14 protein-coding genes are annotated in these 13,320 nt (G+C 38.0%); 11 read left to right on the top strand and 3 right to left on the bottom strand.

Translation table 11 applies throughout. From position 1 onward, the window contains the following. Positions 1 to 21: 21 nt before the first annotated feature. Together ACS125_RS08370 and ACS125_RS08375 are read right to left on the bottom strand one after the other, a co-directional pair. The gene (locus tag ACS125_RS08370) at positions 22 to 1,068 is read right to left on the bottom strand and encodes a preprotein translocase subunit SecA (protein WP_151827542.1); all 1,047 of its coding nucleotides are present in this window, start codon (positions 1,066 to 1,068) and stop codon (positions 22 to 24) included. Between the two features lie 16 nt (positions 1,069 to 1,084). Beyond that, the gene (locus ACS125_RS08375; protein ID WP_443271478.1) at positions 1,085 to 2,011 is read right to left on the bottom strand and encodes an acyltransferase; all 927 of its coding nucleotides are present in this window, start codon (positions 2,009 to 2,011) and stop codon (positions 1,085 to 1,087) included. Between the two features lie 245 nt (positions 2,012 to 2,256). Between ACS125_RS08375 and ACS125_RS08380 the strand changes: the two genes are divergently transcribed. The 10 genes from ACS125_RS08380 (at position 2,257) to ACS125_RS08425 (ending at position 12,258) form a co-directional block, all read left to right on the top strand. Further along, on the top strand, positions 2,257 to 2,910 hold the full coding sequence (locus tag ACS125_RS08380; protein WP_151767738.1) for an OmpA family protein: 654 nt from the start codon (positions 2,257 to 2,259) through the stop codon (positions 2,908 to 2,910). A gap of 193 nt (positions 2,911 to 3,103) precedes the next feature. Then, entirely contained in the window at positions 3,104 to 5,143 is a 2,040-nt protein-coding gene (locus ACS125_RS08385) for a UvrD-helicase domain-containing protein (RefSeq protein WP_004794135.1), read from the top strand. Between the two features lie 24 nt (positions 5,144 to 5,167). Further along, positions 5,168 to 5,620: a dUTP diphosphatase gene (gene dut, locus ACS125_RS08390; protein WP_003653255.1), complete on the top strand. Its 453-nt coding sequence runs from the start codon at positions 5,168 to 5,170 to the stop codon at positions 5,618 to 5,620. A 198-nt stretch (positions 5,621 to 5,818) separates the two neighbouring features. After that, entirely contained in the window at positions 5,819 to 7,237 is a 1,419-nt protein-coding gene (locus ACS125_RS08395) for a phosphomannomutase/phosphoglucomutase (protein ID WP_443271481.1), read from the top strand. Between the two features lie 15 nt (positions 7,238 to 7,252). Continuing rightward, on the top strand, positions 7,253 to 8,158 hold the full coding sequence (argB, locus tag ACS125_RS08400; protein WP_002121716.1) for an acetylglutamate kinase: 906 nt from the start codon (positions 7,253 to 7,255) through the stop codon (positions 8,156 to 8,158). A gap of 122 nt (positions 8,159 to 8,280) precedes the next feature. Next, positions 8,281 to 9,063, top strand: a complete 783-nt coding sequence (locus ACS125_RS08405; RefSeq protein ID WP_174765392.1) for a GNAT family N-acetyltransferase — start codon at positions 8,281 to 8,283, stop codon at positions 9,061 to 9,063. Positions 9,064 to 9,170: 107 nt separating this feature from the next. Continuing rightward, on the top strand, positions 9,171 to 10,019 hold the full coding sequence (locus ACS125_RS08410; RefSeq protein WP_443271484.1) for a class II glutamine amidotransferase: 849 nt from the start codon (positions 9,171 to 9,173) through the stop codon (positions 10,017 to 10,019). Between the two features lie 250 nt (positions 10,020 to 10,269). Beyond that, positions 10,270 to 10,725 carry a bacteriohemerythrin gene (locus ACS125_RS08415; protein WP_034596359.1) on the top strand — a complete coding sequence of 152 codons (456 nt, stop codon included), beginning with the start codon at positions 10,270 to 10,272 and terminating at the stop codon, positions 10,723 to 10,725. A 151-nt stretch (positions 10,726 to 10,876) separates the two neighbouring features. Beyond that, positions 10,877 to 11,944 (top strand): hypothetical protein, encoded by a 1,068-nt coding sequence (locus ACS125_RS08420; RefSeq protein ID WP_353157919.1) that lies wholly within the window; start codon positions 10,877 to 10,879, stop codon positions 11,942 to 11,944. Continuing rightward, positions 11,944 to 12,258, top strand: coding sequence for an RnfH family protein (locus tag ACS125_RS08425; RefSeq protein ID WP_443271486.1), 315 nt, complete (start codon positions 11,944 to 11,946; stop codon positions 12,256 to 12,258). Before ACS125_RS08420 ends, ACS125_RS08425 begins: the two co-directional genes overlap by 1 nt. A 64-nt stretch (positions 12,259 to 12,322) precedes the next feature. On the opposite strand, the gene ACS125_RS08430 is transcribed toward ACS125_RS08425, so the two are convergent. Further along, positions 12,323 to 12,721 carry an outer membrane protein assembly factor BamE gene (locus ACS125_RS08430; RefSeq protein ID WP_003653245.1) on the bottom strand — a complete coding sequence of 133 codons (399 nt, stop codon included), beginning with the start codon at positions 12,719 to 12,721 and terminating at the stop codon, positions 12,323 to 12,325. Positions 12,722 to 12,832: 111 nt separating this feature from the next. Between ACS125_RS08430 and fur the strand changes: the two genes are divergently transcribed. Then, entirely contained in the window at positions 12,833 to 13,270 is a 438-nt protein-coding gene (fur, locus tag ACS125_RS08435) for a ferric iron uptake transcriptional regulator (protein ID WP_004794120.1), read from the top strand. Positions 13,271 to 13,320 lie beyond the last annotated feature (50 nt).

The following is a 13,320-nucleotide window of genomic DNA, read 5'->3' on the forward strand; positions in this document are numbered from 1 at the left end:
AATAAAAAATTAAGTAAATGCTTATTCTTTGATTCGATCATACTCCGCAAGCGTTTGTTGCCATTGTTTGACCTTGACCTGTTTTCGTACAGACTCCAGTGTCTCGAATACGACTGATTCAACCAATTGCTCAAGCTGACGATTATTAATATTTATTTCACTCACTTTTTGAGAAATTAATTGATAAGTAGGATTCGGACTGTTTGGTGAACCCTCAATTAAAGGTTCAATTAAACCTGCACTAATATTTTCACCTAATCTTTGGCCAATACTCTGAATTTGCTGTTCAATACGACCACCGACTAAAGGAATTAAGCGTAATAATTGGGTCAGCTCAGGTGTGTCTACTATGGCCTGATCTACAATTTTCCCAACACCTTTTGTTATTGCCGGTTTTTGTTCTTTTAAAGCAGTCGCTAAAGACTCTTGTAATAATGCTGTTAGGGTAGCAGTAAATTGCTCACGATGATGATTAACTAAGTCGTGAATAATCTGTTTATGGCTAGAACTGGTTTGAAGTTCATATCTAATGCCATCAATCACGGTAATAACAACACGATCGGAAAGTTCTTCCATGACAACGCGATAGTAAAATAATCCAGTCTTTCTCCAGCTTTCCGGAATAACTCGATAGCCCATTTCGTGTAAACGATAAGCAATAATTCCAGCTCGGAACAAACGTAGAAAACGAAGCTGAGGAATAATGGCTAAAATTTCATACCAGTGAATAAAAGGGAAAAAGAACCAACGTTTATGGTGTTTATTGATGATCGCAATGCTCCAGCGCACGAGCAGCTCAACAATTAAAAAACCAATAAACCAAGCTTCCGATGTGATTACCCATGGGTGCAGTGAATTACGGTAAAAGCTCAGTATCTGGGGCAAATGAATGTGTTCAAAGAACCATGCCCCAATACTGCTCATTAAAAAGAAATTTGTAGCAAGACAGAACAGGTTAAAAATAATAATAAACACCATAAAGATGTCATAGATCAAAAACAGCTTAAACGAAAGGCTGTTTGGATCTACATGATGATATTTCGTTTTTTTCCCAGCGCTGTTTTGCATAATAACGGATGCTTTCTTAAATATTCGTAGAGGTATATTGAGATTTCATTTGCTCAATAAGTTGATCTTTTTCGGTCCAGATTTCATGCACCCATTGTTGGAAACGTTCACGATAAACCGCATCGTCTTCATAGTTTCCACCAAGAACCCAATCTGGAATTTCAATTTTACGCAAATTTACTGCAATTCTTGAAACATCACCGAGCCAGAAATCGCTATATCCTGGAACGCCATTCGGATAGACAATTGTCATATCAACTAAGGCATCAATTTTGTCACCCAAAATATTCAAGGCAAGTGCCAAGCCACCTGCTTTTGGTTTAAGCAAATGCTTATATGGCGATTTTTGCTGGTCATGTTTTTCTTGAGTAAAACGGGTACCTTCTAAATAATTCAATAATGTGAAGGGCTGACTTAAAAGCTGCTCGCAGGCTTTACGTGCTTCCATTATGTCACGGTCTTTGAGCTCAGGATTCTTTGCAACCTGTTCTTTTGTGTGACGTTTCATCATCGGGAAGCCAAGAATTTTAAAAGCTTGCCCAACGAAAGGAATAAAGATGAGTTCCCATTTGGTAAAAAAGCGGGTGAGTGGCATACGGGTTAAACCAAAATATTGATTCACCGTCGTATCAACCCAACTTTGGTGGTTACACGTCATGAGATAACGACCTTGCATATTTAGGTCAAGTCCCTCATCAATCGTGATATCCCATTTTAGATTTGGTAACACATGGTCAATTAACCAATTATTTACCCCTAACCAGCTATTTGTAATTTGAATATTGGTTTCATCTATTTTAGATGATTTTTTTAAAAGCTTGGTCAGACCTAGTGCAAGAACAGGTGGACCATGAAAAAATGTACTTCCTGTAATGACTGTACCTACAGTGAGTCCACGTGTAATTTTTTTTAGCGCAGATTGCTTATTGGGTGCAGTTGACATATGAATGACCCCGAATGTCTAAAATCCATAGAAAAGTTGTTCAACTATAACTGTCATAATATGAAATACAACGATATCTTAGACAACAATGAAGAAATTGTGATGAGCTAGCATCTTAAAGTGCATCAAAATATTACAAAAACATAACTAAAGTGTTTATTATTAACAAAATATCAATGTTTTATACTTCCTTTTTGTTTCATTATTCACTCAACAACAAAACACTCAAAGTGAGGAGGCATGCAATGCGTGCATTAGTTATTTCAACAGTGGTAGGGGCAGCAGTAGTACTTTCTGGTTGTCAAACAACAGGTAACAACCTTGGTGGCGTTGAATACGATAAAGCCGCATTAGGTACATTAATCGGCGCAGCAGCTGGTTACGGTATTTCTAAATCAAGTGCAAACTCTAGCCGTCAAAACAACCGTGCTGCAGCAATTGGTGCAGTTTTAGGTGGTGCTAGTGGTTTATACCTTGACCAAAAAGAGAAAAAATTACGTCAACAAATGGCGGGTACTGGTGTAGACGTTGGTCGTAATCCAGATGGTTCTGTTCAATTAATTATGCCTGGTAGCATTACTTTTGATACAAATAAATCAAACATCAAGCCAAACTTCTACTCAACTTTAAACAAAGTTGCTCAAACTTTGGCTGAAGATAATAAGAGTGCAATTCTTGTAACAGGTTATACTGATAACACTGGTAATGATTCAATTAACATTCCATTATCACAAGCACGCGCTCAATCAGTACGTAGTTATTTAGCTAGCCAAGGCGTATCTGCTAGCCGTATCGACGCGCAAGGTTTTGGTTCATCTAACCCAATCGCAGATAACTCAACTGCATCTGGCCGTGAACAAAACCGTCGTGTAGAAATCAGCATTTATGCTAAACAATAAGATTTAGTTTATTGTTTCAAAAACCACCTTCGGGTGGTTTTTTTATGGGGGTAGTACAAGAAATAATCACGACATTCTGCGGCGCATAAATTGCATTATTAGACATCATTTATACATATCCATAGATTTACTATTGGGATTCTAAAACAGAGATGACTATAATCATGCTCGAAAAATTAAGAGGTAATACACGATGTCATCTGCCAGTCAATTGAACAACAAGCAAGAAGAAGCCATGAAATATACTCAGGGCCCTTTATTGGTGCTTGCTGGCGCTGGTTCAGGTAAAACATCGGTAATTACGCGTAAAATTGCCTATTTGGTGCAGCATTGCCGTATTCCAGCGCATCGTATAACCGCGATGACCTTCACAAACAAAGCCGCACGTGAAATGAAAGAGCGTGTGACCAAGCTTTTGTCACGTGAAGAGTCAAAAGGTCTATCTGTTTCGACTTTCCATACTTTTGGTTTAAACCTTTTACGTTTAGAACTTAAAAATTTACCTTTAAAAGCTAATTTTTCGATTTTAGATGCAGACGACTGTAAGCGTATTTTGATGGATTTGATGCATCGTGACAATTTGTCAGGTGCAGAGAGTAAAGAATTAATTGCTAAGGCAATGAAGAAAATTTCGGATTGGAAAAATGATCTGATCGTGCCAGAGCAAGCACATTCAACTTGTGAAACACCTGAAGATGTACAGTTTGCCCATCTTTACCAACTTTATGAACGTAATTTACGTGCTTACAACGCTGTTGATTTTGATGACTTGATTGTTATGCCAACACGTTTACTGCAAGAAAATGCAGAAGTACGTGATAAATGGCAAAACCGTGTTCGCTATTTATTGGTCGATGAATATCAAGATACCAACACCGCTCAGTATATTTTGGTGAAACTTTTAGTTGGGGTAATGGGCCAGTTCACCGCGGTAGGTGATGATGACCAGTCGATTTACGCGTGGCGTGGAGCTAAGCCTGAAAATATGGCTTTGCTTAAGCAGGATTTCCCAAATTTACAAATTATTAAACTTGAGCAGAACTATCGTTCAACGAGCCGTATTTTAAAAGCAGCGAACTGTGTGATTCAAAATAACCCGCATATTTTTGATAAGAAATTGTGGAGTGATAAAGGGCATGGTGAAGTCATCAGAATTATTACGTGTCGTAATGATGACGATGAAGCAGAGCGCGTGGTCAAAGACTTACTTACTCATAAGCTGATGAACGGTAAAAACTGGAAAGATTATGCTGTTTTATATCGTGGTAACTTTCAGGCGCGTGTATTAGAAACACAGCTTCGCCAAATGCAAATCCCGTATAAATTATCTGGTGGTACTTCGTTCTTCGCTCGTGCAGAAATTAAAGACGTGATGAGTTATTTACGTCTTATTATTAACCCAGAAGATGACAGTGCTTTCTTGCGTATTATTAACACGCCTAAACGCGCAATTGGACCAGTTACTCTTGAGAAGTTAGGTTTATTCTCACAAGAAAATAATTTGTCTTTACTCGGTGCTTCTGCTGACCAGCGTTTAAGCATGGTGCTGCCTAAAAAGGCGGAAACACAACTTCATGAGTTTGCCGATTTTATTGCGACATTTACACGTGAACTCTTGGAAGACGATGAACCTGTGCCTAAAGTTCGTCAAATGATGAACGAAGCGGGTTATATGGATTACGTTCGTGAACAGTCAGCAACACCTGCACAAGAGAAAAGTAAGCTCGATAACATTGAGAATTTATTTACCAGTATTCAAAATCTCATTAACCGTGCAGAAGACGTTGATGAAAAGAATATTGAAAGTGTCATTCGAAAACTGGTTCTGCTTGACCTTTTAGAACAGCAGCAGGAAGAAGAAGATACGGACAAAGTTAACTTACTGACTCTACATGCTGCAAAAGGTTTGGAATTCCCATATGTGTACATTATGGGACTCGAAGAAGAGCTTTTACCGCATAAAAACTCGATTGCAGCAGAAACCATTGAGGAAGAACGCCGTCTCATGTACGTGGGAATTACCCGTGCACGCCAAGGTTTAACGTTAACACTGGCAGAACAGCGTAAAAATGGTGGACAGATGAAACAGATGACACCTAGCCGTTTCCTTGATGAACTTCCGCAAGATGAGCTGGAGTGGCTAGGGCGTAAAAAGAAAATTGCGGCTAATGTTGATCCTAAAGAACAGGCTCAACAATATCTGGCAAATTTAAAAGCTTTATTAAAGCGTTAATTTTTTTAATTTTTAGGAAATCCCATGAAAGTTCAAGTGAAATTGCTCGATCCGCGTTTAGGTAAAGAATGGCCTTTACCTTCATATGCAACAGCAGGTTCAGCGGGTTTAGATTTACGTGCCTGCGTCGATGAAGCAATTGATATTGAACCAGGACAAACTGTTTTAGTTAAAACAGGTATGGCAATTTATATTCATGATGTAAATTTTGCTGGTTTAATTTTACCGCGTTCAGGTTTAGGTCATAAACACGGTATTGTGCTTGGCAACTTAGTTGGTTTGATCGATTCAGATTACCAAGGTGAATTGATGGTTTCGGTTTGGAACCGTGGTCAAACAACATTCCGTTTAGAACCAGGTGAGCGTTTGGCACAGTATGTTTTAGTGCCAGTCGTACAAGCTGAATTTGAGCAAGTAGAAGAATTTGAAGAAACTTTACGTGGCGCTGGTGGCTTTGGACACACAGGTAAACAATAAGTTTTTCTAAACATTAACGAAAATCAAACGCCTGTTGAACAGGCGTTTCTTTTTACATCTTGAATGTTACAATGGATTATATTACAACACGCTTTACTCATATTCTTTTAACTTTTTTAGCAAACAAACCTTTCAAAAATTTTGAATAATCTATGTTTTTGCGATAGATCGGATTGATCTTTAAATAGAAGATACGCTATGAATGTAAGACACTCATTTCCAAAAAGTATTTTTCGTGCTTACGATATTAGAGGCAAACTTTCTTACTTAACCGCGGACGTTGTTCGTTCGATTGCCTACGGATTGGCACACCAATACAAACAAGCAGAACAAACTCAATTAGTGATTGGCTACGATGCCCGTCTCACAAGTCCAGCCTATGCACAATTAATTGAAGAAATTTTAATAGAACAAGGTTTAAGCGTTACCAACATTGGCTGTTGTTCATCACCAATGATGTATTACATTGCGAGAGATTTTGGTGGCAATGGCATTATGGTGACTGCAAGCCATAATCCAAAATCGGATAATGGTATTAAGTGGATTTTAAAAGGTGAACCGCCGTCTCCTGAAATGATTCAGCAGGTGGGTGACGAAGCTCAAAATTATGTACCAGCTCATTCTATTTCTGTACTTGAGTTAACATTACCTCAATTTAAAGCTGAATTTTGCCAGAAATATCAGCAAGTTATTTTTAAAGATATTCAATTAAAACGTCCTTTAAAAGTTATTTTAGATGGTTTACATGGCTCTGCTGGACACTGCTCAAAATTAATATTGGAAAAAATGGGCTGTGAAGTCATTGCTTTACGAACCCATCCGAATGGCGAGTTTCCAGATCATGCACCAGACCCTTCGCATGCAGCTCATTTAACTCATTTGCGTAAAGCAGTGGTTGAGCAGCAGGCAGATATTGGCATTGCTCTGGATGGTGATGGAGACCGTGTCGTTTTAGTCGATGAAAAAGCCCAGATATTGACAGCAGACCGTTTGTTATCACTTTTTGCACAAATGTGCTTAGAACAACACCCCGAGCAAGAAATTGTTTTTGATGTGAAATGTTCACGCATGGTTCAAAAAACGGTCGAAAAACTCGGTGGAAAAGCAAAAATGATCCGCACGGGAAGTAGCTTCTTAAGAGCTTATTTATCTCAGTCAAATGGACGCGCCATTTTTGGTGGAGAATATGCAGGCCACTACGTTTTTAATGATGGGCGTGGTTTCGGATACGACGACGGTCTATATGCTGCATTACGTGTAATGGAATATTTTACTCAATCGAGTGCGACAACAATTTCTGAATTATTTGCTCCTTATCCAGAAAGATGTTGTACAGAAGATACTTATATTGGTACATATCAGTCTGATCCAAAGTATGTATTACAAGATATTGAAATTTTAAGTCATCGTTTAGGTGCCCGTATCAGTAAAATCGATGGCGTACGTCTTGATTTTGATGATGGTTTTGGCATTATTCGAGCATCAAATACTGGTGAATATTTTACAGTAAGATTTGATGCAGATAATCCTTTACGATTAAAGGAAATCCAGCAAAAATTTGTAGATATGTTGCAAGAGCACTATCCGCAAATTGCACAAGAACTTTCAGAGGCCTAAGTAAGGAGAGGCGTAATGCCCCAACATCAGCATATCGGTGTCGACAAAGCAAAAATCTTGATTGAAGCTTTGCCGTATATTCAACGTTTTACTGGTAAAACGCTGGTGGTGAAATACGGTGGCAACGCGATGACTGATCCGGAGCTCGAAAGTTCATTTGCTCGAGACATCGTTTTACTTAAAACTGTCGGGTTAAATCCGATTGTTGTTCACGGTGGTGGACCACAAGTAGACTCATTTTTAAAGCAGTTAGGCCGCGAGTCTGACCGTATTGACGGTATGCGTGTAACTGATGCTGCAACCATGGAAGTGGTTGAAATGGTATTAGGTGGTAGCGTAAATAAATCAATTGTTAACCTGATTAATAAACATGGTGGCCGCGCAATTGGTTTAACAGGTAAAGATGGTAATTTACTTCGTGCCCGTAAATTACTTATGGAAAAGCAAGAAGAAGACGGTTCAATCAAACATATCGACTTGGGTATGGTTGGGGAAGTCACTGGCGTTAAAACCGATGTATTGGAGATGTTCACTCAAAGTGACTTTATTCCAGTGATTGCGCCATTAGGCGTAGATGAAGAAGGCAATACTTATAATATTAATGCTGATTTAGTTGCAGGTAAGGTTGCAGAAGCACTAGGCGCTGAAAAGTTAATTTTGCTTACGAATATTAGTGGTGTGCTTGATGAAAATAAAAATCTATTAACTGGCCTTACTACGCAAGAAGTTGATCGCCTCATTGAAACAGGCGTGATCTATGGCGGTATGATTCCTAAAGTAGGCTGTGCACTTGATGCTGTTAAAGGTGGTGTTGTGAGCGCACATATTGTTGATGGTCGCGTACCACATGCAACATTGCTTGAAATCTTCACTGATCATGGGGTTGGAACACTCATTTCTAATCGCACTAAAACAGCTTAAGAAATTCGTTATTCTCAATAAAAAGATCACTCTAGGTGGTCTTTTTTTATACCACTTTAGTTTGGTCATTTTTTTGTCATGAGCTTTGACTAGTGTAAGGGGTGTCACTAGGAGCGTTCATTATGCTGGAAAAATTTAATCAATATCGCCAAACCTGGACTTTACCTTTAAATCGTCATAAAGCAATAAATCAGACGCAATTTCGTTTTGAATGGGTTGATAATTTAAAAGAATTACAAGATGTACAACGGTTTCGTGCACAACAATTTAGCCAACAATTCGGAATCAAGTTTGAAGATAACTTAGACCAAGATATTTACGATTTTGGTTGTGAACATGCGGTCTTGCGTGAAAAGTGGACTGGAGAGATTGTCGCATATACGCGTCTAAAACTATTTCAAGGTCATGAGATTGCACAAAGCTACAGCGCACATGAGTTTGATATTGTTCCTCAGTTATCACATCTTCCTAATGTATTAGAAATAGGGCGTACCTGTGTTCATCCACGCTTTCGTAATGGTAAAGCATTATCGACACTGTGGTTGAACCTTGCACCGAAAGTGTTATGGTCAATGCGCGCTAAATATTTGATGGGCTGTGTCAGTATTCATTTGCAAGATAATTTGGCTAGAGCGTACTACACGCATCGCCAGATTCAGCAATTATCTGAAAGTAAAACCATTGATATTCGTTCGAAAAAAATCTACGAACCTGAATATCCTGAGTTTAGCTTTCCACAAGATGAACGTATGCCGAAACTTTTCCAAATGTATTTGAGCATGCAATCAAAACTATCGAAACAGGCGTTTTTTGATGAAGAATTTAACTGTCTAGATTATTTTGTATTTCTGGAAGTGAATAAAGTGGCAACTTCATTTGTCATGAATAAAATGGGTCAGCGTTAATCATATGTTCTATTTTCTAATAGCCAGCACATATTGAGATTTGCAAGCCATTTTACTCTCATGCACAATAGAGCAGATGGGGTAATTAGAAGTAGTTTAAAAGCGATATGTGCCAACTATTAGGAATGAATTGTGCAACACCAACGGATATTACTTTTTCTTTCCGTGGTTTTTCGCAGCGTGCAGGAATTACCTCAGATCATAGTGATGGATTTGGTATCGCATTTTTTGAAGACAAGGCTTGCCGTTTATTTGTCGATAACCAGTCGGCAGTTGAATCTCCAATTGCCGATCTTATCCGTAATTATCCTATTAAATCACGTAATGTGATCGCGCATATTCGTAAAGCGACTCAAGGTAAAATCACTTTAGAAAACTCTCATCCCTTTATTCGAGAGTTGTGGGGGCGTCATTGGATTTTTGCCCATAATGGTGATTTACATGACTTTGATCCACCACTGAGTGGACGTTTTTCGCCGGTGGGGAATACAGACAGTGAACGCGCATTTTGTTATTTGCTCGATCAACTCGTTGAAGCTTTTGGCTATGAAGAACCCAGCCTTAAGCAAATCTTTGAAGTATTAGAAAAAATTTCGCCACAAATTGCTGAGTACGGTACATTTAATTATTGCTTATCGAATGGCAAGGCATTATTTAGTTATGCGATTACTAAATTACATTGGTTGGTTCGAGAATATCCATTTAATCACGCTCATTTAATTGATCTAGATATTGAAGTCGATTTTAGTCAGGTAACAACCCCTGAAGATCGTGTAGCGGTAATAACAACTGAACCTTTAACACATAATGAAAACTGGACAGCTTATCAACCGGGTGAAATGATTTTATTTCAACATGGTGAACCAATTAAAAAAGCAATTACTCATGTAGAAAGATTAAAACGTGAGCTGGAAAATCCTGAACTTAAGCGTATTACTCGTGCAGATCAATATTAATATAAAGTATATTTTAAATTTATAAGTAGAGATATTTATATATATTAGACATTTAATAACAAAGTATTTTGTTTAAAAAATACTTTATTATTTTAGTTGGTTAAGTTTATAAAAATAAATAAAAACAGTAATTTATGTTGATTGTGATTTTTATAAGATAAACCCGACAAAATAGCTTTGTTTTTATTTATATTCTTTAAATATATCATGAGGTTTATGCAACAGTCATCGAACATCATTGGGGAGATGTATGAAAATGAAATGGGCTTCAGTATATAATACGGGTATTGATGTTATTGATGAGCAACATAAACGAATACTTGATTATATTAATGAAATTGATGATGTAAAGGATGATGAAGATAGACGTCGAATTAAAGATGTTTTAGATAATATTATTGATTATACGCAATCACATTTTACTTTTGAAGAAAGTTTACAAGAGGAAGCCGATTATAAATATCGTGTACCACATAAACGTGTACATGACTTGTTTATTAAAAAAATAGAGTTATATCGTGAGCGTTTTGAAATGGGACATACTGTTGAAAAAGAGCTACAAGAAATTTTAGCAAAATGGTTAATTAACCATATTCAACATGATGATGCTGATTATGTCGGGGCAGTAAAAGAAAATATGATGGGGATTATTAGAGAAAAAGAAAAGAAGAAAGGGAAAAACTGGTTTGCTCGGTTTTTCGCATAACTTGAATAACAAAACTTATAATTTTAGTTAGCGCAGCAAACTATCGTTTCGGTAGTTTGCTTTTTTTATTGAGCAAGCTTTGATTTTCAGGCATGAGACGGGCAAAATATCTATAGTCTTTTTCAAGGAATGCATAATGCAGGACATACCTATGTCACGATGGTTATCGCCCCTGATGGCGTTTTGCTTGTCTTTCATCATTATGGCGACATTGGCACCCGCTATGGGGATCCAGATTGATCGTCAAATCGATTTCTGGTTATTGTGGTTGGGCACAATGCTGTTATTGGCTCTGCCAGTTTGTTATTTAGAAATTGCCTTAGCAAAACGGTCGAAGACTACTGCTTTAAATGCTTTATCGAGTTTAACTCGTGAAGCAGATAGTTCACCAAAATGGCGTTTGGCTGGTTGGCTTGCAGTTATTTTTATTCCATTTTTAGCCGGGAATGTACTGAGTACTGCTGGCAATTTACTGACAGTACAGCTCAATAATAGCGTTTCTGGGCAAATTGTTTTTGCTGGTCTTGCAGTTGCGGCTTTAATTTTATCTTTTATTCCACGTCAGATTTTAATTGTGTTAATGACAGTCGGTGTAATCGCTTCTATTGTTTTAGCTAATACGATGGGAACGACTTTACAGCCTTGGCATTGGACAAATGTTGAGTTTAAAGAGTGGGGTAATGCAACTGTACTTGCTCTTGTTGCGAGTGGTTTAGGCTTAGGACTTTACTGGCAAAATAGCTTGTCTGTAATTCACTCTCAAGAAGGCGCTACCCGAACTGTACTTCCAATCTGGTTAGCTCAGTTAATTGCTGTCGTTGCGTTTGGTTTCTTTTCTCTTCAAGCACAGCTTCCTGTTTTTACCTGGATTTTTACTGCGGTAATGACAACAGCTCTGTTTATTCAACTTGCTAAAGAACAGCTTGCTCAACGTCAACTGATGTACGTTTTACAATGGGTGATTATTGTTGTAGCAATTGCAGTTTGGGCTGTGCCTGAACTTCACGGCATCTTTACGTTGATTTTGATGCTTTGGGGATTACTCATTTGCTTGATCTATGCAATTTTTGCTGGTTGGATTATGAAAATTAGCCACTTGCGTAAATCAATGAATTTTAGCAATGAGTTGTTCTATAACTTGTGGCGTATTGCGGTACGTATTGTTTTACCGCTTTCAATTATAATAGCCATGATTGCGGTAGTTGGACAAATTATCTGATGGAAAAAGCTCAGCAAGTGTGGGTTGCTTTTGCAGCCCCAGAGCAACAGTTTTTAGTTGCTGTTCCATTTGAAGCTGGAATGACAGCATTACAAGCAGTTGAAGCGAGTGGGTTGCAGATACAGGTAAGTTTGCCTGAGCCATTACAACTTGGCATATTTGGTGCAAAAGTAGAAGCTGATGCAGTACTTCAAGCCGGTGATAGAATAGAGGTCTATCGGCCTTTAACCATTAATCCTAAGGATATACGCCGTAACCGCGCCGAGAAAAATCCTGTGGGGCGATATATTAAAAGTAATCGCTTAAAGCAATAAGCCCCATAAATAAAACCCCTCGAAGTATTTCACTTGAGGGGTTTATTTTTATTAGAAAAAACGATTATAGTGGTGGGGCAGTTAAAATCGCTTCTTTAGAAGCAGGTAAACCTGGTTGCGATTCTGGAATAGTTTCTAAACCTTCAATTTTAGTTACTGTGCCAGTGCCATCAAAGTAAATTTTTAAATGCTGACCATGTGCTGCGGGGATTTTTGCCTTTTTAGCATAAGTTCCCGGGATATAGTTGTAAATGTAGTCCCAACGCTGAGGATTGAGGGGATCAGTCACAGTTGGACTACCAAGCAAAAAACGCACTTGCTGGAAATTCATGCCGACTTGTACTTGAGAGGCCTGAGCTTTGGTCAAAGGAGTCCCTTGAGGAATATCAACCTTATATACACCAAAGATTGAACAACCAGCAAGGAGTGAAGTGACTAATAACGTCAGCACGAGTTTTTGCATTTTGCTACACTATCCCAATAAATTATGATGCATTTGATCAAAGGATAGATCATACTTCATCTAAATTCTATTGCCTATTCCAACTTGAGATTTGTTGAGAGACCTTTTTTCATGCCTATTTCCAATCAAGATTTGCGCAAAGCTGGACTTAAAGTTACCCTTCCACGAATTAAGATTTTGGAATTATTAGAAAATTCAAAGCAACATCATCTTAGTGCTGAAGATATTTACAAGACTTTGTTAGAACAAGGGGAAGATGTCGGCCTTGCGACAGTTTACCGTGTGTTAACACAATTTGAAGCTGCAGGTATCATTCAGCGTCATCATTTCGAAAATAATCATTCTGTTTTCGAAATTATGCAAGAAGATCATCACGATCATTTGGTTTGCCATAATTGCAACAAAGTTATTGAATTTACTAATGATGTTATCGAGAAGGAACAGCATGCTGTAGCAGACCAACATGGGTTTACCTTAACGGGTCACTCATTAAACCTCTACGGTTACTGTAACGAACCTGAATGTCAGGAAGTTCTGCGCAAGAAATAATCGTTTTCACACAAAGAAAACAAATAAAAAAGGAAGGTTACGTTTAACCT

It is taken from the genome of Acinetobacter sp. PFS20, from assembly GCF_052261015.1.
In the GTDB taxonomy this organism is placed as follows: domain Bacteria; phylum Pseudomonadota; class Gammaproteobacteria; order Pseudomonadales; family Moraxellaceae; genus Acinetobacter.

Coding starts and splice junctions, on each gene's coding strand:
- ACS125_RS08370 (WP_151827542.1), bottom strand. CDS start 1,068: ATGCAAAACAGCGCTGGGAAAAAAACGAAATATCATCATGTAGATCCA.
- ACS125_RS08375 (WP_443271478.1), bottom strand. CDS start 2,011: ATGTCAACTGCACCCAATAAGCAATCTGCGCTAAAAAAAATTACACGT.
- ACS125_RS08380 (WP_151767738.1), top strand. CDS start 2,257: ATGCGTGCATTAGTTATTTCAACAGTGGTAGGGGCAGCAGTAGTACTT.
- ACS125_RS08385 (WP_004794135.1), top strand. CDS start 3,104: ATGTCATCTGCCAGTCAATTGAACAACAAGCAAGAAGAAGCCATGAAA.
- dut (WP_003653255.1), top strand. CDS start 5,168: ATGAAAGTTCAAGTGAAATTGCTCGATCCGCGTTTAGGTAAAGAATGG.
- ACS125_RS08395 (WP_443271481.1), top strand. CDS start 5,819: ATGAATGTAAGACACTCATTTCCAAAAAGTATTTTTCGTGCTTACGAT.
- argB (WP_002121716.1), top strand. CDS start 7,253: ATGCCCCAACATCAGCATATCGGTGTCGACAAAGCAAAAATCTTGATT.
- ACS125_RS08405 (WP_174765392.1), top strand. CDS start 8,281: ATGCTGGAAAAATTTAATCAATATCGCCAAACCTGGACTTTACCTTTA.
- ACS125_RS08410 (WP_443271484.1), top strand. CDS start 9,171: ATGTGCCAACTATTAGGAATGAATTGTGCAACACCAACGGATATTACT.
- ACS125_RS08415 (WP_034596359.1), top strand. CDS start 10,270: ATGAAAATGAAATGGGCTTCAGTATATAATACGGGTATTGATGTTATT.
- ACS125_RS08420 (WP_353157919.1), top strand. CDS start 10,877: ATGTCACGATGGTTATCGCCCCTGATGGCGTTTTGCTTGTCTTTCATC.
- ACS125_RS08425 (WP_443271486.1), top strand. CDS start 11,944: ATGGAAAAAGCTCAGCAAGTGTGGGTTGCTTTTGCAGCCCCAGAGCAA.
- ACS125_RS08430 (WP_003653245.1), bottom strand. CDS start 12,721: ATGCAAAAACTCGTGCTGACGTTATTAGTCACTTCACTCCTTGCTGGT.
- fur (WP_004794120.1), top strand. CDS start 12,833: ATGCCTATTTCCAATCAAGATTTGCGCAAAGCTGGACTTAAAGTTACC.